The sequence below is a fragment of the Serratia marcescens genome (assembly GCF_006715005.1).
GTDB lineage: Bacteria > Pseudomonadota > Gammaproteobacteria > Enterobacterales > Enterobacteriaceae > Serratia > Serratia montpellierensis.
This window is the reverse complement of sequence record NZ_VFMJ01000001.1, coordinates 5,346,602-5,368,402: the sequence shown is the minus strand read 5'-3', so window position 1 is coordinate 5,368,402 and position 21,801 is coordinate 5,346,602. Positions and strand designations below refer to the sequence as shown.

At 53.4% G+C, this 21,801-nt stretch carries 19 protein-coding genes; 3 read left to right on the top strand and 16 right to left on the bottom strand.

Annotated features, from left to right (window positions below):
- Position 1: 1 nt before the first annotated feature.
- From FHU12_RS25910 to FHU12_RS25835, 16 genes are all read right to left on the bottom strand, one after another.
- Complete coding sequence (locus FHU12_RS25910; protein ID WP_141972620.1) at positions 2-745, bottom strand: hypothetical protein; 744 nt, start codon at positions 743-745, stop codon at positions 2-4.
- Positions 742-1,386, bottom strand: coding sequence for a PFGI-1 class ICE element type IV pilus protein PilL2 (pilL2, locus tag FHU12_RS25905; protein WP_141972618.1), 645 nt, complete (start codon positions 1,384-1,386; stop codon positions 742-744). The genes FHU12_RS25910 and pilL2 overlap by 4 nt, the downstream gene beginning before the upstream one ends.
- A gap of 138 nt (positions 1,387-1,524) precedes the next feature.
- Positions 1,525-1,959, bottom strand: a complete 435-nt coding sequence (locus tag FHU12_RS25900) for a DUF29 domain-containing protein (protein ID WP_084827542.1) — start codon at positions 1,957-1,959, stop codon at positions 1,525-1,527.
- 78 nt (positions 1,960-2,037) lie between these two features.
- Positions 2,038-2,523: a single-stranded DNA-binding protein gene (locus tag FHU12_RS25895; protein WP_141972616.1), complete on the bottom strand. Its 486-nt coding sequence runs from the start codon at positions 2,521-2,523 to the stop codon at positions 2,038-2,040.
- Positions 2,524-2,595: 72 nt separating this feature from the next.
- Positions 2,596-3,063: an STY4534 family ICE replication protein gene (locus FHU12_RS25890; protein WP_141972613.1), complete on the bottom strand. Its 468-nt coding sequence runs from the start codon at positions 3,061-3,063 to the stop codon at positions 2,596-2,598.
- 667 nt (positions 3,064-3,730) lie between these two features.
- A complete protein-coding gene (locus tag FHU12_RS25885; RefSeq protein ID WP_141972611.1) occupies positions 3,731-5,770 on the bottom strand; it encodes a DNA topoisomerase III in 2,040 nt (679 codons plus the stop codon).
- A 13-nt stretch (positions 5,771-5,783) separates the two neighbouring features.
- Entirely contained in the window at positions 5,784-6,356 is a 573-nt protein-coding gene (locus FHU12_RS25880) for a hypothetical protein (RefSeq protein ID WP_060558273.1), read from the bottom strand.
- Positions 6,353-7,096 carry a PFL_4669 family integrating conjugative element protein gene (locus FHU12_RS25875; RefSeq protein WP_141972610.1) on the bottom strand — a complete coding sequence of 248 codons (744 nt, stop codon included), beginning with the start codon at positions 7,094-7,096 and terminating at the stop codon, positions 6,353-6,355. The genes FHU12_RS25880 and FHU12_RS25875 overlap by 4 nt, the downstream gene beginning before the upstream one ends.
- 404 nt (positions 7,097-7,500) lie before the next feature.
- Positions 7,501-8,775, bottom strand: a complete 1,275-nt coding sequence (locus FHU12_RS25870; protein ID WP_141972608.1) for an STY4528 family pathogenicity island replication protein — start codon at positions 8,773-8,775, stop codon at positions 7,501-7,503.
- A 113-nt stretch (positions 8,776-8,888) separates the two neighbouring features.
- Positions 8,889-9,152 carry a ParE family toxin-like protein gene (locus tag FHU12_RS25865; protein ID WP_043143926.1) on the bottom strand — a complete coding sequence of 88 codons (264 nt, stop codon included), beginning with the start codon at positions 9,150-9,152 and terminating at the stop codon, positions 8,889-8,891.
- Positions 9,149-9,778: a DUF2857 domain-containing protein gene (locus FHU12_RS25860; RefSeq protein ID WP_141972606.1), complete on the bottom strand. Its 630-nt coding sequence runs from the start codon at positions 9,776-9,778 to the stop codon at positions 9,149-9,151. Before FHU12_RS25860 ends, FHU12_RS25865 begins: the two co-directional genes overlap by 4 nt.
- Before the next feature lie 205 nt (positions 9,779-9,983).
- Positions 9,984-10,706 carry a DUF2786 domain-containing protein gene (locus FHU12_RS25855; protein WP_141972604.1) on the bottom strand — a complete coding sequence of 241 codons (723 nt, stop codon included), beginning with the start codon at positions 10,704-10,706 and terminating at the stop codon, positions 9,984-9,986.
- Positions 10,706-12,442: a ParB family protein gene (locus FHU12_RS25850; protein WP_141972602.1), complete on the bottom strand. Its 1,737-nt coding sequence runs from the start codon at positions 12,440-12,442 to the stop codon at positions 10,706-10,708. Before FHU12_RS25850 ends, FHU12_RS25855 begins: the two co-directional genes overlap by 1 nt.
- Before the next feature lie 2 nt (positions 12,443-12,444).
- Positions 12,445-13,794 (bottom strand): SPI-7-type island replicative DNA helicase, encoded by a 1,350-nt coding sequence (gene dnaB-PI / locus FHU12_RS25845; protein ID WP_141972600.1) that lies wholly within the window; start codon positions 13,792-13,794, stop codon positions 12,445-12,447.
- Positions 13,787-14,452, bottom strand: a complete 666-nt coding sequence (locus tag FHU12_RS25840) for a hypothetical protein (RefSeq protein WP_141972598.1) — start codon at positions 14,450-14,452, stop codon at positions 13,787-13,789. The genes dnaB-PI and FHU12_RS25840 overlap by 8 nt, the downstream gene beginning before the upstream one ends.
- Positions 14,449-15,366, bottom strand: coding sequence for a ParA family protein (locus tag FHU12_RS25835; RefSeq protein ID WP_141972596.1), 918 nt, complete (start codon positions 15,364-15,366; stop codon positions 14,449-14,451). The genes FHU12_RS25840 and FHU12_RS25835 overlap by 4 nt, the downstream gene beginning before the upstream one ends.
- 2,238 nt (positions 15,367-17,604) lie before the next feature.
- Between FHU12_RS25835 and FHU12_RS25830 the strand changes: the two genes are divergently transcribed.
- The 3 genes from FHU12_RS25830 to FHU12_RS25820 all read left to right on the top strand — a co-directional run bounded on the left by FHU12_RS25830 (position 17,605) and on the right by FHU12_RS25820 (position 21,376).
- Complete coding sequence (locus tag FHU12_RS25830) at positions 17,605-18,900, top strand: lysine N(6)-hydroxylase/L-ornithine N(5)-oxygenase family protein (RefSeq protein WP_141972594.1); 1,296 nt, start codon at positions 17,605-17,607, stop codon at positions 18,898-18,900.
- Positions 18,901-18,950: 50 nt separating this feature from the next.
- Positions 18,951-19,835 (top strand): ATP-grasp fold amidoligase family protein, encoded by an 885-nt coding sequence (locus tag FHU12_RS25825; protein WP_141972592.1) that lies wholly within the window; start codon positions 18,951-18,953, stop codon positions 19,833-19,835.
- Between the two features lie 626 nt (positions 19,836-20,461).
- Positions 20,462-21,376, top strand: a complete 915-nt coding sequence (locus tag FHU12_RS25820) for an alpha/beta hydrolase (protein ID WP_141972590.1) — start codon at positions 20,462-20,464, stop codon at positions 21,374-21,376.
- Positions 21,377-21,801 lie beyond the last annotated feature (425 nt).

Sequence of the window (21,801 nt, the reverse complement as noted above, 5' to 3'; positions counted from 1 at the left end):
CTTATTGGGCGCTGACGGTCTGCAGGCGGCCGTTCACACGAAACGTCGCCTGCCCGTAGCCGGCACGGACCAGGGTCCAGCCGTCGACTGACTCCCCTTCCCCGATTAACCGCACCTGCGACAAATCGCTGAACCCCTGCGGCGCCACAGCCGCAAAGGCCGACGTCCCGCGCTGCTCCACCTCAGTCAGCACGAATGGTGCCTTGCGCGCCACACGAGGTACCGCATTACGCGGGGAGGGTTTAATTGGCGTGGGCTTGTGCTTTGGGGTGATTTTGGCGGTCGCTGAAGGTGCAGCGGGGACGTCCGTTGAGGGGGCTACAGTCGGTACAGGCTTTTCAGTCGCTGACTTTTTCACAGACTCAATGCTGTCTTTCAGCGCATTTAACTCAACCTGTTGAGCCTGCAGTTGCTGCTCAAGTTTCTCCGGTAGCCCGGTGGTTAACGTCAGCGTCCCAACCTGCCGTATGAGCAAGTCCTGACGCTCAGCCAGGCTCTTAAGCTGTTTAGCATGCGCCTGCAGCTCAGCGGCCATAGAGCTCATGCCATCCTGCGGCGCCAATGCTTTCTGTGCCTGCTCAATCAGGGCAATACGCTGGTCGACATGCCTGATAGTCCCTGAGCCGACAAGGCCTGCAACCAGGACAAAGACGACGCCGGCCGTTGCCCCCCAGAAGGTCTTGCTGCGTAGCAACCCTTTTTTTGCCGGTGTCATCGGCACCATTTCGTCATTATGCTCAGTCATTTTTTCAGCCACCCGCCGGTTGTCGGTACCGCGTTAACGGGCTGAGGTGCAATGACCGTCGCAGCAGGATGCGCTGAAACCGGTGCTGAAACCGCCCTGGCCGGAACCACCGTCACCGGCGGCAACTGTGTCGCCGGCAACTGATACCCGTCACGCAGGCTGTGGCAGACAACACGTTGCACGTCGTCTACCTCGAGCTGCCACGCGGGGCCTGCCAGTACCTGCAGCGCGGTACGCAAACGCATCGGCCCCAGTTGGTACTGCACCGCCGGCAGCGCCTGGCGGTACAGCACGCCGTTTGCCGGTCCAGTCGCGCACAGTGAATAGCCCGACTGGCGCAGCGCATAACGCAACGCGTCAGCCACCGTCGGTTTTACTGACGCTGGAATACGGATATCGATGATTTGCGAGAGCGGATCGCGCTGAACGGCCGCCGGGTCAGTGCTGACCAGTAAATAACGGTCATAGCGCACGACCTCCGGCACCTGCCCGTAAGCATCCGGGCTGACCGGCTGAACGTTGCGGGTAACGGTAACCGAAGGCGTGACAGGGGAAATATCGCGCTGCTGCAGTGGCTGCTGAGTAACGCACCCGGTCAGCATGAGTGCTGCCAGGGAAGAGACGAGAATTGTTTTTTTCATCCGGAAGATTTCCTGTTCAGTGACAATTGGCAGGTGTCACTGTGCGGTTACCGTCCGGGAGGCTCAATTAACAACTCTTTATTGCAAAATAAAAAAAAGCGCCAACCAAGGGTCGGCGCTCATACTGTCTTTCCCGATTTACTGCTCTGGGTAGAAGTCTTCATCCAGGATCTGAACCGAAGACCAGACACAATTCTCAGGAAAACCATCGAGGCCAGTTTCTTCTGCCGCACTGGCGACAGCATCAGACCACACCTCTTCGAGCCATTCCGCGTCTGCAAGGCAGACTTTCAGGCTTGGCGTCTTGCGTATACGCAAGCGTACTGATTTACGCTGCTCTTTTATTGTTCGCTGCCAGCTTGAGCCACGACGCCCCGGCTGAAATTGCCACTTCAGAAGGTGAGCCAGTAAAACCGCCATCCGGCTGGCCAGTTCGCGCTTTTCACTCTTGCCCACGTCCTCAATCTCCTCGGCAATGTTTTCAATATCCAGTTGGCTAAGTTTACCGGCACGCAGTAACGCCGCCTGTTCATTCGCCCAGGCGACCACGTCGGTATCGTAACGAGTTCCCATGGGAGCCTCCGGTATAGTAGATAGAAAAACTGCACACAGCAGACGCTAGGTGCAGTATGTCAATGAATGCCATCCAGGTCAAAATGGGATGTCATCATCAAAGTCCATCGGCGGTTCATTGCCGGCAGACGCCTGAGGGGGTGTACCACTGTGGGTCGGTTGCTGAGGTTGCCCCCAACTACCAGACGCTGAGGGCCACGGGTTATCGGTCTGACTACGACCACCCAGCATCTGCATCGTGCCGCCCACGTTAACGATTACCTCAGTAGTGTAGCGATCCTGGCCGCTCTGATCTGCCCATTTACGCGTGCGCAAAGCGCCTTCAATATAGACCTGCGAACCTTTACGCAAGTATTCGCCGGCAATTTCAGCGAGTTTGCCAAACAGCACCACACGGTGCCATTCGGTTTTTTCTTTCTGTTCGCCGGATTGTTTATCACGCCAGGTCTCGGATGTCGCAAGCGACAGGGTGGCAACCGCACCACCATTTGACATGTAACGGACTTCAGGATCCTGGCCAAGGTGACCGACAAGTATGACTTTGTTTACGCCGCGAGACGCCATAATCAAATCCTCATAGGGAATAGAGTTAGAAAGGGAAAAACGCCCCGAAAAATCGAGGCGTAAAGGGCGTTATCAGAAAGAGTTTTCCGCGTATTGTTGCTGTGCGGAACCTTGCTGAGGCGGCGTAGAGTCGGATTTCTCAGCCTGATATACCTTTTCCTGACCGATTTTGATCCAATCGACCTTGATAAGGCGGGCTTTGAGGCTGACGCGCTGTTCACCGGCATGTTCGCCGCTGTTGAGCGTGAAGATGTCCGTCTTGGGATTGCTGAGCACAAAACCAATCAGGACCTTTTTGTCTTCATCAACCGATTTTTGACAGCGGTTGATCAGGCTGCTCGCTTCTTTACCGGCGACCGTCACATCGAAACGCGTGTAACTGGCGTTATCGGTAGGACCGGAGAGTCCATTGACGACACAGCTGATAAAGGTGCCATTCGGGCCATTGACTTGACGAATGTTGCTGAGGTACCCCATGCCCTTGATAGTCAGGTTGAAGTATTCAGTTTTAGTAGGTGCTTGCTGAGATTGGGTAGACATGATGTTTTCTCCAGGAGTAAAGATTCGGTGACGGAGAAATACACCTTCCCGACGGGAAAGTGTTTCCCGTCGGGAGTCTGCAAAGTCGTACGTCAGTGCAGACTGTCTTGATTGTGAAATGGACCTTCATCACCGCTAAGTGATCCCCGTTCTCAAAGGCTAAACGGTGTTACCGCCACGTGGGCTTCCTCTTTCAGGCTACGAGGCTATTGGCAGTCACCCGAGGGCGTTTCTCACAGACCGCTGAAACTTTGGCTGGCACTCACCCGAAGGCGCTTCTCACAGAGTGCTGAAGCATTGGCTGGTTGTCCGGAGACAACAAGTAAGCCTGTTCATTTTTAATGCAAGCATCGAGAGTGTCAACCGCAATATTCCGTTTTGAGCACCATAAAATAAAAACGGCGTTGATCCGAAAATCAACGCCGCACGGCCGGTACCTGAGCCTTCAGTAAATTCTGTCAAACTCCGGGGAGGAACCTAGTCTCCCGACGCATTTTTCACGGAGTTGCCTGCGTCTTGACAGCCAACCTGAGTGTGGAGGCCGCTGACCGAACTGAAGCAGAAAAAAACCATGGAAGAATTTTCCCACCACCGCAGTTACGGGGTACCCTGCATCAAAGCCCGCCCACATTAGCAAAACTTTGAGCTATGTACATCAGACAATCTCTTACTCCGCTCCGGTTGATTTATTTTTAGCCGGTGATTTTGCTTTATAGCGCTTTGCCTTACGACCACCTTTTGCATCAATGTTGATAATGCCCTGGCAAGTGGGGTAATTACTGCAGCCCCAGAAGGCACCACCGCCTTTCTTGCCTGCACGCCGGCGCATCGTCCCACCGCATGTCGGGCACGGCGGTGAAGGAGGCGCAGTGAACTTCACCGCCTGCGTCTTCCCTTTCTCCACCAGATGGCCCGTCCACTGTGCCTGGCGACTCATGAACGTCTCGAGTGTCATCTGGCCCTGGGCAATCTCGTCCAGTGCCTGCTCCCACAGCGCCGTCATCCCGGGGTTGGTCAGCGCTGTCGGTAACGCATCTATCAGCTCGCCGGCAATCGGCGTGGAGAGCAGGATTTTTCCCTTCTTCTCCAGGTAGCCGCGTTTAAACAGCGTTTCCAGGATACCTGCGCGTGTCGCTTCAGTACCCAGTCCCGCGTTCTCTTTCAGCACCTTCTTCAGTTGCGGGTCACTGACGAACGCCGCAGCATTTTTCATGGCGGCGATCAGTGTCCCGTCAGTAAAATGCCCCGGGGGCTTCGTCTGCAGCGTTTTAAGCTCCGCGCCGGCAACCGCGACGGATTCATCTTTTACCAGCGCCGGCAGCCGGACATCATCCGTGTCGGCCGACTCATCTTTCGCCTCGCTCACGTCATGCTGGAACAGGGCTTTCCAACCTACCACGGCCTCGACTTTGCCGCGGGTGCGGAACAATTGTCCGCCGATATTAAAGGTAGCCTCAGTCACATCCACTTCATGTAACGGCAGGAACTGTGCCAGGTAATGCTGACGGATCAGCTGATAGACCTTCAGCTCATCGGCAGACAGCTTGCTCAGGTCGAACGGCTGCTTGGTCGGGATAATCCCATGGTGCGCCGTGATTTTTTTGTCGTTCCAGATGCGGGAAACAAAGGCCCTGTCGAGCCTGGCCACGTTTTCGCTCTGCGTTGGATCCGTGCGGGTAACCGCACTCAGCACATCGGCAACCTCTTCCCGCATCGATGTCGGCAGATAGCCGCAATCCGTCCGGGGATATGTGGTCGCCTTGTGCGTTTCATACAGCGACTGCGCGATACTCAGCACCTGGTTTGCGCTCATCCCCCACTTGCGTGAGCAAGCCTGCTGCAGGGTGCCCAGGTCAAAGGCCAACGGCGCGGACTCTTTCTTTCGCTCGGTCCCTACCTCAAGCACAACGGCATGACCTGTTTGCTGACACAGCTGAACGACGGCCTGCGCCACATTCTGTTGAATACAGCGCTTCTCTTCATCGCAGTAGTTGGCAGCCGGCACCCAGTTCGCAGGAAAAGTAATGCCATCCTTTTGCAGGTTCGCCCTGACTTGCCAGTACGGCTTGGAAATAAAGTTGGCGATTTCGCGGTCACGGTTCACGACCAGCGCCAGCGTGGGGGTCTGTACCCGCCCGATAGACAACACCTCGCCGTATCCCTGTTCCCGCGCCTTTAGAGTATAAAGTCGGGTCAGGTTCATCCCCGTCATCCAGTCAGCCCGGGCACGTGCCAGGCCGGCCTCATACAGGGATGCAGTCTTCTCGCCAGGGAGTTTGTTTGCCAGAGCATGCCGGATACTGGCCTCGTCCAGCGCAGACAACCAGAGCCGTTGGACCGGGCCGGTAAAGTGACAATGCTCCAGTAATTCCCGTGCGATCACTTCCCCTTCACGATCCGCATCGGTCGCAATCACCACAGAATCAACCTGCTTGAGCAACCCACGGATGACCGCAAACTGATCGGCAGTGTCTTTTTTTACCGTCATTTTCCACTGAGCAGGCACGATAGGCAGTACAGACTCCCGCCAGGGGTTACCGAACTGTTCACCGTAGGTCTCCGGCTGAGCCTGCTCCAGCAGGTGCCCTATTGCCCAGGTGACGATGACGCCGCTACCCGCCAGATAGCCCTGCTTACGCTGGGTCGCCCCGAGAATGGCGCCGATATCTTTACCCTGGCTGGGTTTCTCACACAGGTAGAGCTGCATCAGATAATCTCCCTCAGCCCTGACCTTTGGCAACCTGCTGCAGCTGCGTCATCAATCTCCCAAGGTAAGCGTCGGTCAGGTGCGACGCATCCGGTGAGCTGTATGTCACTTTCAGACGGCTGCCGGCGCCGGACTTGACCACTTCGAGCTCAAGGCGATCATTGCCTTTCCATTCCTGCCCCATCTTGTAATAACTGCCCCGATTTGCTGACCAGACCGGGCGTGCTTCATCAATGGAGCTCGCACTCCAGTCACCGTGCTGATCACGCTGGCGCAGACTTTCAAGCTCCTCGGAGGAGATGAACTGATAATGACTTTTCAGCCGCGCCGCCGCGGTATCAACATCCACCGGGAGGCTATACGTATGTTGCACGTCCTGCCGGGGCCCCGAAATACCGGCCCGGGTCATCCAGGGCATGCTACCCTCACTGGAGCCGCCGCTGCCACCGGTTGCCAGCGAATGGGCAGCGTCACTGATTTTTTTGTTCCATTCACCCAATTCGGTGCCTGCGCACCCCGTTAACAATAACGCGGTGCAGAGTACACCTGGCATCAAAAAAGACGTTACCTGTCGATTCATAATCATGATTTAGCTCCTTTTTTTGAAGAAGTGGACGATGTTGGCACAGAAGTTTTATTGAGTGGGGGCGAAAAAGCGGAACGCGATGTGCCAGACATAATGTCTGCGTCAGGTTCCCCCAGACGCTTGACCGCCTCCATACCAACCGGCGTTTGAAGGCGAATATCATCACGCGTTACAGCTACAGATCGGTACTGCTGCACAACCCCATAAACCTGCCGTACCCAATGCCCCCCCTGGCTCAGCAAGTCATCCCGCTTTTGACGAGAGATCAACCCATAGTGCCATGCCTGAAATGCTTTCATCGCAAGCTGATCAAATCCAACGAGTAACCAGACACAACGATACCCGAGCGGAGTACGACTAAATACACCGATATTCAGCGGTGATACTGATGAGACTTCTGACATCGAGACCTGACCCGGCAAGCTGGATAAGACGTTATCAAGTTCTGCGACTGCACTCTGCAATCGCGCGGTGCCACGTTCAATAGCCTGCTCCAACGACAACATCGCGCCATCGGCATAAGGGTTGTCAGCGTTTGAATCAGCATTAATTTTCCCTGCTCGGGCGATGACCTGAGGCATGCTGACTATTGGTGGTTTATTTGACTCTTTCTCACGCTGCCGTCCCTCCCATAACAATATTGCATATTGTGTATGCAACTGGACGGTTAACGTCGATTTCAGCGCCCCGGCTCGCGTCTGTGCAGGCTTGTGCTGGGTATTCTCTGTTGAATCTGCCATTTTGATCATCCTTCTAACTACTGGGAGTATGTTTGGCTTGAAATAGTCTCGACTTGGGCATAACGCAGCAATTCAAAACTCTTTTTCTGTACGAAATGAAAAAGAGTGCCTTAGTTAGTACCTCATTCGATTCTCCCCACAAAGCCGCAGCCTAAGTAGTGCGTTTATTATCCACTACTGATGCTGCAAGAACGGACTTTTTATTAACCACCGCAGACACTGCTAACGGCGGTTACTTTTTAATCACTGTTGACACTGTCAACAGTGGCTACTTTTTAATCACCGTTGACACTGTCAACAGTGGCTACTTTTCAATCACCGTTGACACTGTCAACAGTGATGACTTTTCAACCAATGCTAGTAGTGGTCTATTTTCGAACAACTTGATTATCTGCACTCTCGACTCATTTTTTTGCCCGCATCATTTGCTGGCGTAATTTGGCCACAACACCGCTTACATGGTCCCGCGACGCCAGGTGTTGACGGACCGGACCTGTTGGTTTAGCTGGCGCCGCAGAACAAGGTATTTGGCGTCGCGGTACAGGCCTGGCAGGTTCTGGGGATTTGGCACTCGCATACAACTCACCATTTCGGGCCCGTTTGATCACCGCCAGCAGCCAGCCAGTGGGATTATTCAGGGTGCCTTTGACCATCGCCTGCTCAAGACTCTCCAGCACCTGACGGGAAACCTCTGCAGGCAATGCTTTAAGCTGGACACCAATCTGGCGCTGATCATCCGTAGCGATGATGTTTTGCAGTTCGGCCGGTAACTCAGGTACGTACGTTGTTTTATTCACACTCTGTGTGAAAGAACGTACGTTACAGTTCGGTTTCGTTGATGCACCGTAAGTTACTGATTTCACCATGAGTTCGGAAAGCGAACCCGGTGTTTTGCCTCCCTGTTTTACACTGAGTTCGGTATCCGAATCGGGCTTAATTTGACTCAGTTCGGTATCCGAACCCGGGGATTTTTTACTGAGTTCGGCGTCCGAACTGGGGATACTCTCCTGTCGTTGAGACACTCTGGCAGCCATCTGTTGCGGGGTTTGTGGCGACCCCAGCCGTTCAGCAATCGCCGCCATCTGGGAATGCTGATGACGCATTGTCGGATCATGCTGAATATCCGACAGTACCGACCAGGCCGTCTGGCTGACGGTGCGGTTTTTATGCGCACAGCCCATGGCGACCGTATCCAGCCAGGTCGGATCCAATGTCTCCGCATCACGGGCCGAGAGTGGTTCATCATGTTGGGCATAGATGTTGCCCTTCACCCGCCCCTTGTCGTCACGCACACGCCGGCACAAACTGAGCCAGCCAGTCAGGCGTAACATCAGCAGCACGCGGCTGACGGTCTCGCGGGACGCCTTACCGTTAAACGGCGAGGCGAGCTGCAGCTGCAGTTCGTCATAGGTCGGGAACACGGCGCCCTGGTTCTGTTGTGCGTACAGGCGGATCATAATCCACGCGGTTTTATCAAGCGGTGACAGGCGGGTGTCCAGAAGCAACCGGCGGGGGATGGAGTCATGCACATTGCCCATGTACAGCAGGCCGCTGCGCAGATTCGTGACATCGGGACTCCCCGCGTGCTTTTCCGCGCCTATTCGTTCCGCCAGGCGGGCATTCATTTGTTCGAGCGTAAAGGTGATCAGGCTGTCATCAGGTGTGTTGTTTATGCTCATCGATTTTGCGCATCCTTTAACGCTGCCCCCGCCCACAGGGCGAAAGCATCAAGCGGTTGTTGGCCTAACGGCACTCAGGCCTGTACCCGATACCAGGTACAGGGTCAGTGTCATCACTTCCACAGTTCGTTGTTGTAGCGTTCATGGGTCAACAGCTCCCAGTCATCACCACTGTTTCGGCTGAGCAGTCGCCAGCTGGTACCGATATCAATCTTCATCCAGGCACGCCCGGGGGCGTGCTTGCCTTTGACATGAAGGTGCTTGTAGTTACGTTCCCCGCGGCGGAAACGCCTGACCTGCTCCTTCGCCTTTCGCTGGCAGGATGGCGGCGCCGAACGGGGGACCTGCAAACCCGGCATTAACATCACAGGCTTCATGCCAGCCTCCTTGTATTTCCTCCCGGCGTAGCGCGTTGCGTACGCACGGCCTGAATGGCTTTTTTGGCGACCGCCGTCTGAGGGGCATCAAAGCTGCGAACGGCATTCCAGACAGCCGTCAGAGAAACATCCATCTGTTCGGCGGCCAGCATCATGACGTCCAGTCCATCGGCACTGGAGGCGTCATCGATGTCGGCTTTTTGCCACTGGCGCCACAATGCCGCGTTCTCGTCGTCGCTGAGCGCTGCACAGCGCCCCTGGCGAATGTTGATACCGGTCATGCGTCGGCGGGCTGCAACTTCAACGGTCGAGAGACCAAAATAGTGCTGCATCATTTCGATAGAGCCTCCCAACGCCAGTGCACGGTCAATCCGCTGCATACGTTGCTGCTCACGGCGCGCATGTTGCAGCATCAGAGAAAAATTCTCGTGATGGATTTGGAAGGTCAGCACCGATACCGAGCTGTTCATGAGGTAATGCAGATCTTCAATGGTCAAACCGTGCAGCAGTTGCATCTCCTCCGTGGTCAGCCCCAGAGATTCACAGCGGCGGATATAGCCTGATTTAAGTTCCATTACGAGCTGAGTGAGCAGGCTGTTCGTCGCCTGAGACAAGCTATTACTCATAGTGCCCCCCCCTGGATTTTGGAAAAATATCTCGAAAAAACAGCAAACAAGCATGCCAGCAACACCATGGAAACGAACAGGAATGGCAACGCTGAAATGAAGTTTTTGCCCTTGTCCTTAAACCACGTTCTGGGATCAGGAACGTCGCGCATAAACAGGAACCAAAAAATGAAGGACAGCATTGTGATAAGGAATAGATAAAGGTTCATGAATTGCGTCCTCCCTGATAACCAATGCCAGTGGTCACAGCCCCCTGAACACCCTGGTGTAAACGGGCGTTCTGGCCTGCTTCGAATCCACGTAAACGGGCAATATCATCACCGCGGCAGGTTTTCGGGGCGCGCGTTTGCAACTCCCCCATCTTTTGGCTTTCCAGCCAGGCTCCCATCAGCTCGCATTCCTGTTCTGTCACGGTAAACGTCGTGATGACTCTCCGGACGCCGGCAACCCAGCCGGCACGAAACTGCTCAGCTCGGGCACGCCGCGTGCTCATTTTCAGGCGCTTATTCTGGGTTTTCAGGTAGTCTGCAGTCGCATCTTTCAACTGCCGGCTCAGCACATCGAACGCATAAGCCGCAACGGTCGGCCGCTCACTAAAACCGTAGAACGTCACGTTGCGGCGCGGGCCCGACGCGGTATCCCGCCAGGAAAAATACAAACGGCATCCAAAGGCGCGGGCAATCGCCCACGCCAGCCCGGACATCCATTCAGGCAGTTTTTGTTTCGCTTCGGAAGGCGCTCCCCGGCTCGGTGCCGTCTGAATAGATGACAGGCTGGCTTCCAGCTCGCTGATACCGTATTTCTCCATCAGTTTTTGCGCCCGGGCTAACGCCAGTCCAGCCTCATGCGCATTACTGTTGCTACGGGCCAGCTCAAGCAGTTTGCGCACCAGTTTCACCAGGCGCACCTGTCGTTGTGAATGGCTCATCAGGCTGTCTCCTCTGTTGCAGATAAGTCACGCTGCAGTTCACGCAGACGGCGTAAGACGCGAATAAGGCGCATCAATTTCACGGCATGAATATCGTCAAGCAACGGCCAGTCAGCCGCATTTTCCGACCCGATGAGGGCTTCATTGAGCGAGCTGGATAAGGCGCCGTCCGGGTTGTTGCCGGCAAGGGTCAGGAGTAACGCGGTGAAGCGAGAGGGACGTTCGGCAGTCAATGCGTAGCCGGCAGCCTGCAAGTCGGCTTTGTCGGCTTTGATTTCAGCCTCGCAGCCCGCCACTTCGGCCAGTTCAAATGCCAATCGGAAGGTGATCACCTGCAGGTGCTCGATATCATCCTGCAGGGCAGAAATAGCCCAGATGGAGGAGACCGGCTCAAGTCCTACCTCGGCAAAAGGCACCTCTGCAACAGGGGTTACACCTTGCTTTGGCTGTGTCACGTTATTGCTATGAGGGGCTGTCGACTCATGAAGGTCCGGCATGGGGACGGTGGTATTCTCACCGTCTAAAACCGTTTCAACGTCCCCCGACAACACAGAAGGCGCACCATATAAGTCAGGCTGAGTTTCAACACGGCGTTCAGTTTTAGTTGCAGGCGTTTCCTCTTCCTGGGCGTTCTGTGATCCATCATCGGCATCTCCCGTTGATTCATGCAACGCGCTGTCCAGCACCAAAGAAGAGCTTTCTCCCTGTACTTCAGGTATCGTCGGTCCGCCGATATTTCCCTGCTGCAGTGCTGGCGCCAGTTCGACAGTATTGCCCTTGCCTGACAGCTCAGGCGTTAATGCCGGTTCAGGCTCACCGAGGTGCTTGCGCCGGTTTTGCTCTTTGGGATCGAGCTCCAGTAGCCAGCGGTCATAATTGAGCAACGGATGTGGCAACGCGTTAATGAGGGCACCGATCAACTCATCACGGAACATATCCAGTGAATACAATTCAGGATCATTAAATTGAGAACATACCCTACCGAATACCGACTTAAATGCCTCTTGAGATCCCCCCTCTATTACAAAATCCAGCCAGGTCTTTTCGGCATGAGCACGCAATGCAAGTAAGTGCTGAATCTGAGGGCGCCCCAAACCTGATTCAAGAAGTGCTGGCATATAAGGGTGCAGATACTGGACGGTGTCCTCCATCCGACTAATGTTAGAACTATGGACTGGATAGCCAGACTCCCCCAACAGCGTTGAAAGCTCACGTAAAGAGACTGTTTTACCCAATTGCTCTTCAAAAAGCGTGCGTGCCTGCTTGATCCCAAACGCTTTTTCGATAAACGTCAGATCTCCACGCACTTCATTTTCAGCCAAATGACCAATGACACAGGACAGCCGACCTGGCCATGGCTTGAACACACAAGAAAAGCGGTAGAATCGCTCTTCTCCTGTTTCTTGCCAGAGCTCGGAAAGGATCGCATAACGCGTATTCCCCCCATCACTGAAGAAGTACCCCAGCTCAGGGCGCTCCGGATCACGAGTTACTTTTGGCACCGTGTCCAAACCCCGCCCCCGAATTGACGCTTTAATATCATCATATTTGGGGTTGCGGGTGGTACGCGGGTTATCCGGATTCGGGTTCACTTCATCCAGGGTCAATACCAACGGCATTTCACTGACAGGGGTTTCCGCCAGCACAGGGGCTAAAGGTTGCGTGCCTGCTGCAGTCTTGCCCTGCTGGAGCAGAGCACTGTTCAAATCGAGGATCTTGGTTTTAGGACGCGCCATGGTTACGCCCTCCCCGCATATTGGTCATATTGACCGTCTTGGAGGTCGCTGAACGCGGTGAATTGCCCTTCAAACTTGACGCGAACGGTACCCGTTGCACCCTGCCGCTGCTTACCAATGATAATTTCTGCCGTGCCGGCATCATCAGACTCAGCGTGATAGACCTCATCACGGTAGATGAAAACGATCACATCGGCATCCTGCTCCAGCGCGCCGGAGTCTCGCAGGTCACCATTAAAGGGGCGTTTGTCAGCACGGCTTTCCAACTGACGGTTCAGTTGAGATAGCGCAACAACGGGACAATCAAGTTCTTTGGCCAGTGCTTTCAGACTGCGGGAAATTTCTGAAATTTCCTGAGTGCGGTTTTCCTGGCCAGGGCAACGCATCAGCTGCAGGTAATCAACCATGATTAAACACGGATTACCATACAACCGGGTATAGCGCCGTGCCCTGGAACGCAGCAGTGCGGGGGTCAAATACGATTCATCGTCAATAATCAGGCGGTTTTCCAATGGCAACAACCGCTCCATCGCTTTGGAAATACGCGCCCAGTCTTCATCATCCAACTGGCCGCTGCGCAGCCTTGAAAGTTCAACCCGCCCGTCAACAGCAATCAGGCGTTGCAGCAACTGCTCGCGCGGCATTTCCAGGCTAAAGAAGAATGCCGGTTTCTCCGTGCCACGAAGCGCGCCAGTGTAAGCGCTCAACGCAAAGGCGGTTTTACCCATCGACGGCCGTGCGGCAAGCAAAACCAAATCTCCCGGTTGCAAACCACACGTCATCACATCAAGCTCAGAGAAGCCAGTCGGGGTACCGGTGATCCCATTACCGCCATTCACCGTCTCCAGATAGGTCACGACAGCATTCAGCCCATCGGTCAGGCTGACATTCTGCTGTGAGTGGGTTTGCTCAGAGAGCTGGAACAATTGCTGTTCAGCCCTTTCGGTCAGGGCGGCAGAATCTGCGCGGGGATGAGCAGCATCAGCGCTCAATTCACGCCCGAGCTGCAACAGGCTACGCAGTCGACTGCGTTCAGCGACAATCCCGGCATAGGCGACAATATTGGCTGCGCTCGGTGTGTTTTTAGACAACTCCGCCAGATAGGCAAAACCGCCTACCTGTTCGAGCTCACCGTTTTGTTCCAGTGATTCATGGAGCGTAATCAGATCAATCGGCTGCTGAACAGCCATTAGGCGAACCATGGCCTGGAAAATACGACGATGTACCGCCAGATAAAAATCACGATCTCCAACTAATGGCAGAATGTCATCCCACCGCTCGTTATCCAGCATCAAGCCGCCGAGAACGGCCTGCTCGGCATCCGAAGAATAAGGAATATGCATATCAGCCATGACGCACCTCCGATCCTTCACCGTCAGTTGTTAACGGGTGCTTAAGAAAAGTCGGACAGCATGAACATACCCCCATCCCGGTTTCACGATTGACCTTGAGCCAACTGCATGGCTTGCTGTTTTTATCCAGGCAAGCATGACCATCTGTACAACCGCACCCTACGCAAGTTGCCTCTTTTAGGTGCGTATTCTCGGCATCGGCGCCACAGATGTGTTCAAGTACCGCGGCGGCCTCATACGGAGCCTCGGCTATTTCGTGAAGACATTCAGCATCATAGAAGCTGGCAGCATGATTGGTTTTTGCCATCATCAACGCATGCATTTTCAGCATGCGGCGCAGCGCATTCTCCGTGGTTTCCAAATTACGGTTAAGCACATTGACGTAAGCCAGTAGCTGTGGTGCTGCAGCGGCCAGATAACCATTAGCCCGTTGCTCCTCAAGACTCACATCACGGCTCCCACCGTTATCCGACCAGTGCTCAAGCCCAAGTTTTTCCCAGTCTGGAACAATCGCGACATTAGGGATTTCCACATGCTCGAAGCCGTTGACATCCACGACAGTGACGCCATCGCTATAGAGTTCAAGAACCTGCCAGGGTGCAGGTGCGGCTAACTCGCGCTGTTCATTAAGAAAGGTCACTAGCTGTTCAATATTCATTGATTTGCCTCCTTACGCAGAACGTCAAAGTCGGCAACCCAGTGAGGGAACAACTCGCGGGCCAGCTCATACATAGTGTCCGCAGCAGCGAGCGTTGATGTGCGTGTGGTGGTTCTTTCAAGACGATGAACAGGTTGGCCGGAAGCATGCCCCATTTTGTAAATTTCAAGCTTGGGGATGATGGTGTCGAGAAGGGAGACGTCGAAGGTATCTGCACGCAGATACTGCCCGTTATCGATAATGCCGCGCAGACTGTTCAGGGTCTGCCAATCCAGATTCGTGTACTCCATGCAGTTCGTCAGAATACGGACACGCGGTAACGCAATGCCGTAGCTGGTCAGCGGCAATAATCCTTCCATCAACCCCAATGTGCCACGCAGAAACTCACGCGTATCCGGCAATATAGGCTTGATAACACCGACAGCGAACTCCGTACTGGCAACCAGAATCAGTTCTAGCATCACAGACGCCGCGCCTTTGGAGTCAATGATGATGACGTCGTACTCGTTGAACAAAGGGTGTTGCAGAACATTCTTCAGACGCATACGACCATCAGGGGCATGCAACATGGCAGAAGATAAACGGTCGTGGGGATCGTTGGAAACGATGACATCGAGATTAGGGATAACAGAACGGGAGATGATTTCTTCGGGTTGGTTGAGATCGACAGTCTTCATCAACAGTTCATACAAACCGTTGGGTGCCTCGTATTCCAGGGAGAAAATGCTGCTTGCGGTGGGTTGGGAGTGGTCACCATCGATGAGGAGAGTTTTTTTACCTGCATCGGCAAGGAAGCCGGCAAGGTTGGCACTTTGCGTGGATTTACCCTCTCCGCCTTTGGTTGAAACCATAGGCACGATTTGAGGCTTGGTACTGACAGAAGCAGTAGTGGCTTTTCTAACGATATTGTCCATGTGTACACTCGAATTTAGTTGATTCGAGCATAAACACCATAGAAAACCACAGCTTACCCACTTTTTACATCTTGTTACCAAGGACACGGGGATTGAAAATCCCCGTGTCCTTGGTTCGATTCCGAGTCCGGGCACCATATTCAGAATAACCCGCCTATGGCGGGTTTTTCGCTTTCTGGGGTGCGGACTCTCCATCGAACTGCGTTCGATTATTCGGCCCAAAGGCCTCACCCTACGGGCCAGCGCTGAAGCGCTGTTCAACGCGGCGAAAGCGCCGGTTGTCCGAGTCCGGGCACCATATTTAGAGAACCCAGCCTATGGCTGGGTTTTTGCTTTTTGGGGTACGGACTCTCCATCGAACTGCGTTCGATTATTCGGCCCAAAGGCCTCACCCTACGGGCCAGCGCTGAAGCGCTGTTCAACGCGGCGCAAGCGCCGGTTGTCCGAGTCCGGGCACCATATTTAGAGAACCCAGCCTATGGCTGGGTTTTTGCTTTCTGGGGTACGGACTCTCCATCGAACTGCGTTCGATTATTCGGCCCAAAGGCCTCACCCTACGGGCCAGCGCTGAAGCGCTGTTCAACGCGGCGCAAGCGCCGGTTGTCCGAGTCCGGGCACCATATTCAGAATAACCCGCCTATGGCGGGTTTTTCGCTTTCTGGGGTGCGGACTCTCCATCGAACTGCGTTCGATTATTCGGCCCAAAGGCCTCACCCTACGGGCCAGCGCTGAAGCGCTGTTCAACGCGGCGCAAGCGCCGGTTGTCCGAGTCCGGGCACCACTATTTAGAAGAACCCGCCTATGACGTTTTTTTTCTTTTAGGATTTACACTACCTGACCGTACAGGTTCTGATCGCTAAAACGACGCCTGCATTATTAGAATATTTTTCAGCCGGTAAATAGCGTGCAAAATTTCAGCTATATCTGCAAAGCCGGCGGCCAAAAAGGGGAATATTCCAGCATTAATTTGGAAATTGCATTGCCCTGCCAAGCGTGAATTTATCGGCGCCGAGCACCCTATTAATGACGTCCTTCAGACCGAAAAAGTGTTAACGGAATGCCGTAGGCAAGTTAATCAGGACAATAAAATTAATTGTTTGCAGATAAGTTGGCATACTAATAATCAAAAAGAAATCCAATTACATTATTCTGTATCTCGTAATAATGAAGGAATTATGGCATTCCCTGGATTGCATGAGATTTTAGCGCTGGCAGCATAGCACGAGTTTCGATGTAATTTTGCCGGGTGAGGTATTGAATGAGATGCTGATCCCCGCCAGATCTCTGCCACTACCATAAGCATTTCGACTTTCAAAAACGCAATCCTATTCATTCCTGTGATCCGGCAACTGTTTCGCCCTGTCTGAAGAGTAAGAATGCGTCGAATTAACTGAGGTATTTTTGTTGTCGTGGTCGGTTAACGTGCACCAAAATGATTGCCGGATAGGTCTTGCTCACTTCGCCGTCGTGGCCAGAATCTTTCATTCCCAGCTCAAAAAAACCTCCTTTCCTGACAAACCTCGTCCCGCGCAAGTTCAACAAACGGTAAACCAGGTAGTTAACGCAAATAATTCGCGTACATCGGTTTATGCCACTGAGGGTAAAATCTCACGGTGATCAACGGTAACAACACTGGGAAGCGTGCGCCCGCTCCGAAAAAACGGGTTTAACCCCTTCCGTAGAAAACCGTATAATGCATTGAATAAATTAACAAAAAACAACTTAATCAACCGATTTCATAATTTCACTTCCGATTTCATCTTTGCAAAAAGCGCCCGGCTTTTAATATCACGTTATTTCACCTTCTCAGCGCCTATTTTAGGGTTATTCTAAGCAACGGAAACCCGATCCCGGAAATGCAAAACGAACGCAGGCTGGCACATACACCAGAAACCAGAAATCAGATGAGAACCCATACGATGAGTAGCCGCTTCAGGCGATCGTTTTCATGGCGTCGTGGCTCAGGGATATCGGATTTTTACTTAGGAATAGTCATTAAAACCACATGCAAGCTTTTATAGGGATTTTCATGGAAAGAAATTTGCCCGTAGCCTTTACCTGATGTGCTACCTAATTCTAAACGGGCATTTAAAAATTCGGTATTTCTGGCCCGTACACATTTTAATTCAATTTAATTCGTGAAGCTTACTTATAAGAAAAAGGCAGCCTGGTTGCTATAAGCCACCCTATCTGCAGCCGTATTTCTGGGTATTATTCTCATTATACTGGAGCTTATTAATGAATCAGCGTTTGGATATCATCGGTATTGGCCTTGGTCCGTCGAATCTTAGCCTGGCGGCCTTAGGCAGTGAAATAGAGGGGTTTACGGGGCAATTCCTGGAGCGCAAACCTCATTTTTCCTGGCACCCAGGGATGATCCTGGCAGATTGCAGCATGCAGACCAACTTTTTAAAAGACTTGGTGAGCGCGGTTGCTCCCACCAATCGCTACAGCTTTCTCAACTATCTGGTAAAAAACAGGAAGTTTTATCGTTTCCTGACGACGGAACAGCGCACCGCATCGCGTGAAGAGTTCGCCGATTACCTCACCTGGGCCGCCGGCGGGATGGGCTCGTTGGCATTCAACCAAGACGTTCAGCGGATTGAGTTCGACGATCGACAGCGCCAGTTCGTGGTGACCACCTCGAATAAGGTCTTCCACGCCAGGCACGTAAGTATCGGTATTGGCAAGAAAATAAAGCTGCCTGATTGCGTGACGGCGCAAAGCGATCGCTGTTTCCACGCCAGCGAAATGATGCTGCGCAACCCCGATCTGACCGGCAAACGCGTGGCGATCGTCGGCGGCGGCCAGAGCGGCGCCGATCTGTTCCTGAATATTTTTAAAGGGGAATGGGGGCAACCGGAGCAGCTCGACTGGATATCGCGCCGCAACAACTACAATGCGCTCGATGAAGCGGCCTTTGCCAACGAATACTTCACGCCCGATTACGTCGAGAGCTTTTACTCACTGGATAGCGCGGCCAAACGGCATATGCTGGCCGAACAGAAGATGACCTCAGACGGTATCACCAGTGAGTCGCTGCTGGCGATTTATCGCGCCATGTACCACCGCTTCGACGTCCTGCGCGAGAAATTATGGGTGCGGCTGCTGCCCAGCCGTTCACTGACGGCCGTGAAACACACGCTGGATAACGCCTACCAACTCGAAACGCGTCATCATCTCGATCACGGCGAAGAAGCCTTCAAGGCGGACGTGGTGATCTTCGCCACCGGTTATCAGACGGCCACGCCAGAGTTCCTTGAGCCTCTGGCCCACCGCTTGCTGACCACTGCGGATGGCGAATACCGCATCGCCCCAGACTTTACCTTTGAGTGGGAAGGCCCGGCGGAGAACTGCTTATTCGCCATGAACGCCAGTATGCACAATCACGGCATTGCCGATCCGCAGTTGAGCCTGATGGCATGGCGGTCGGCCCGTATTCTTAATCGGGCGTTAGACCACAAGCCATTTGATCTTGGAACAACGCCGACGGCCATTCAATGGCGCAGTGAAAGCGCGCCACCCGCGTTTTAAATACAAGAACGACTTAATCATTGTCACTACGCTTTGATGGAATTACGTATATGAAAAGACAAATCATTAAATTTATTACGAAGCAGCTGGCCGTATTGGCTCCCGAGTTCAAGGCCAGATTGCTCTACAAAAAAGCATTTGGCAAACCGTTAAACTTGCAGGCGCCGTCCACCTGGAATGAAAAGATCAATCACCTGAAACTGAATGGCTATAGTCACAATGCGTTGGTGAAGCAGTGCGCAGACAAATATGCGGTAAGGCAGTATATCAAAGATCAAGGGTGCGAAGAGATCCTTAATGAATTGTACTTTGCCTGTGATTCAGTAAACGATATTCCGTGGGACGCATTGCCGGATAAGTTTGTGATCAAAGGGAATCACGGTTCCGGGTATAACCTGATTTGCCAGAATAAAAAATTGCTGAATATCAAGAGCGCCAAAAAATTGATCGACGGTTGGATGAAAGACGATTATTGGAAAACTTATGTAGAGCTCAACTACAAAGGGATACAAAAAAAGATCATTGGGGAGAAGTATATCGAATCGGCCAATGGTCACGGGCCTGAAGACTATAAAATCTATTGTTTCCGCGGTGTGCCTTACTGCACGTTGCTGTGTGTCGGCAGAGATACCGGGTCGCCGAAGTATTACTTCTTTGACAAAGATTTCAAGTTTCTGTGCTACAGCGATGACTGTCTGGCATTGAACCAAGAGGAGATCGACGCCTTCGTGAAACCGCAGGGATACGATGAGCTGTTTGAGTACGCCTCACGCTTGTCCGCACCCTTCGAGTTTGTTCGCGTTGATTTCTACATCTCCAAAGGCCAGATCATATTCGGCGAATTGACCTTTACCCCCTCCGCCGGGCTGGATACGGATATCCTGCCGCCAACCGATGTTTTGCTTGGCGAGATGTTGACGTTGCAACAGCACTGATTTTCACCTGGCCCCACAGTGAAGATCGGCCGCGTCTGAGGAGAAATACCGGCCGGCACGTTTGCCGCCCGCCAGTCGGTATTGCCTTGAGGATTATCGGGCCGACGCTCTCGTCTGTTCTGCTGCCGTGACGGCAATATCCCCCGCCTCCCGCCCTTGGCAACCCGTACCAGCCCAAGGGCAATGCCTCAACAAAGGCTGCATAACCATTTGAAAAACAATGGCATTGAACGATTAATAAGAATCACTTACATATTTATAATAAAATGTTCTATATGTATAGGAAGCTATAATATAAGATACTGGAAAGTTTCCCTGGTGTTGTTGTGTGTCTTTGCCCTATTTTATAGGGCTTTTTTTGCTAAATATCGTTGATAACCGTATGTTTTCACCCTTCTTCGCAGTTTTCTCACCCACAAAAATCATAACCATTTCTAATTAATTGTAATCCTTGTTATTCCTGACTTATCAATAATAACAAGGGGTTGCTATTAACCCAACAAAGCAACCCGCAGCCTCTCCGGGATTCGGTCGTACTTCGCCGTCAGAATGCCCGCCCTAAAGGTAGGTTTTTGCCGGACCCGAACGAATGCTACTATCGGCCTTTTACAAAGATGTTGACCCGCATGTTATTGTCCAACCGGCATTTTATCTCTGCGATTCTGGCGCTCGCCATCGGCCTTTGGCTGCCGGGCTCCGTACTGGCCAGGCCCGATCTGGAACGCAAGATCGGCACTACCATAGCCGATAGCGATTCTGCAGATTACCACTTCAGCGATCTGCGCTTCACCTCCGCCGACGGCCAACGGCATTACCGCGTTCGCATCGCCCAGCCGCGCCAGGCCCCTGCACCTGAAGGCTATCCAACGGTTTATTTCCTCGACGGCAATGCAGTGCTGATGGGATTGAATCCCACCTTGCTGGCCAAATTGGCGGCGGCGAAACGACCGCCGGTGCTGGTGATGATCGGTTATGACAACGATCTGCGCATAGATGCCGCCGGCCGCGCCTACGACTATACGCTCCCTCTGCCGGTGGGCCTGAAGCAACCGCCGCGGGGCGGCGGGGGCGCGGATGCGTTCCTGCAATTGATTGAAACGCGGATCAAACCGGCGATCGCCGCCAAACTGGCGGTCGATCCGCAGCGGCAAACGCTATGGGGTCACTCCTACGGCGGGCTCTTCGTGCTGCACACGTTGTTCACCCATGCTACCGCCTTCCAACGCTACATCGCCGTGGAACCCTCGCTGTGGTGGGGCAACGGCATGATCCTGCAAGAAGCACAGCAGATGATGGGGCGGCGTCCGGTGCCGGTGGCGAAGCTGCAACTGTGGGTTGGCCTGGCGGAACGCGATCGTGCGGCCCCGCCCGGCGTGAAGCTCCCCACTCTGCCGGCGAACGCAACGCGTTTATTGGCCGAACACCTGGCACAGCTCGACGGTCTCGCCGTCGGCTATCGGGAGTGGCCCGCCTTAGGGCACGGCGCCATGCTGGATGCCACCATCGAGCCGGCGCTCAGCAGCGTCATAGCAGAGGACTAAATCAGCGGATCGGAAGGTATCGGCCACATTTTCAGCTGCGGCGCATATCTTCTGATGAGAAGAGTGTTTAATATCTGAGACAGCGAATGGCGGGCGCGGGTGGGCACGTCAAAAAACAAAGTGGCTCCCCCGTCGGCAAGTGAGCTTGCTCTATCCGGTGGAGCCATACAGTACTGCAGTTTTCCCGGTGGGGCCCTGGTGAGGCGCAAGTAGGAAAAGATGGTGTAAGCAGGGCATTTCAGCGTTTTAATACCGCCTGTTTCACTATTTTCTTCTCCCTGTGGCACCTACTATAAGCGGCCTCTCACCTGGCGGAAAAGGGTGAAAACCACCCTTGAAATACATTAATGAAAGTGATATTAGAAGCGGTTGGGGCGACAGCGCCTAGTTCAGTTTTGAATAATTAAATCAGGGAATTATATTAA

Bases quoted from the DNA above. Each gene is read 5' to 3' on its own strand.
- FHU12_RS25865 (WP_043143926.1), bottom strand. From the start codon at position 9,152: ATGAAGCCTGTGATGTTAATGCCGGGTTTGCAGGTCCCCCGTTCGGCG.
- FHU12_RS25890 (WP_141972613.1), bottom strand. From the start codon at position 3,063: ATGTCTACCCAATCTCAGCAAGCACCTACTAAAACTGAATACTTCAAC.
- FHU12_RS25900 (WP_084827542.1), bottom strand. From the start codon at position 1,959: ATGGGAACTCGTTACGATACCGACGTGGTCGCCTGGGCGAATGAACAG.
- FHU12_RS25870 (WP_141972608.1), bottom strand. From the start codon at position 8,775: ATGAGCATAAACAACACACCTGATGACAGCCTGATCACCTTTACGCTC.
- dnaB-PI (WP_141972600.1), bottom strand. From the start codon at position 13,794: ATGGCTGATATGCATATTCCTTATTCTTCGGATGCCGAGCAGGCCGTT.
- pilL2 (WP_141972618.1), bottom strand. From the start codon at position 1,386: ATGAAAAAAACAATTCTCGTCTCTTCCCTGGCAGCACTCATGCTGACC.
- FHU12_RS25825 (WP_141972592.1), top strand. From the start codon at position 18,951: ATGAAAAGACAAATCATTAAATTTATTACGAAGCAGCTGGCCGTATTG.
- FHU12_RS25910 (WP_141972620.1), bottom strand. From the start codon at position 745: ATGACTGAGCATAATGACGAAATGGTGCCGATGACACCGGCAAAAAAA.
- FHU12_RS25875 (WP_141972610.1), bottom strand. From the start codon at position 7,096: ATGGCAGATTCAACAGAGAATACCCAGCACAAGCCTGCACAGACGCGA.
- FHU12_RS25860 (WP_141972606.1), bottom strand. From the start codon at position 9,778: ATGAGTAATAGCTTGTCTCAGGCGACGAACAGCCTGCTCACTCAGCTC.
- FHU12_RS25855 (WP_141972604.1), bottom strand. From the start codon at position 10,706: ATGAGCCATTCACAACGACAGGTGCGCCTGGTGAAACTGGTGCGCAAA.
- FHU12_RS25885 (WP_141972611.1), bottom strand. From the start codon at position 5,770: ATGCAGCTCTACCTGTGTGAGAAACCCAGCCAGGGTAAAGATATCGGC.
- FHU12_RS25880 (WP_060558273.1), bottom strand. From the start codon at position 6,356: ATGATTATGAATCGACAGGTAACGTCTTTTTTGATGCCAGGTGTACTC.
- FHU12_RS25895 (WP_141972616.1), bottom strand. From the start codon at position 2,523: ATGGCGTCTCGCGGCGTAAACAAAGTCATACTTGTCGGTCACCTTGGC.
- FHU12_RS25820 (WP_141972590.1), top strand. From the start codon at position 20,462: ATGTTATTGTCCAACCGGCATTTTATCTCTGCGATTCTGGCGCTCGCC.
- FHU12_RS25830 (WP_141972594.1), top strand. From the start codon at position 17,605: ATGAATCAGCGTTTGGATATCATCGGTATTGGCCTTGGTCCGTCGAAT.
- FHU12_RS25835 (WP_141972596.1), bottom strand. From the start codon at position 15,366: ATGGACAATATCGTTAGAAAAGCCACTACTGCTTCTGTCAGTACCAAG.
- FHU12_RS25840 (WP_141972598.1), bottom strand. From the start codon at position 14,452: ATGAATATTGAACAGCTAGTGACCTTTCTTAATGAACAGCGCGAGTTA.
- FHU12_RS25850 (WP_141972602.1), bottom strand. From the start codon at position 12,442: ATGGCGCGTCCTAAAACCAAGATCCTCGATTTGAACAGTGCTCTGCTC.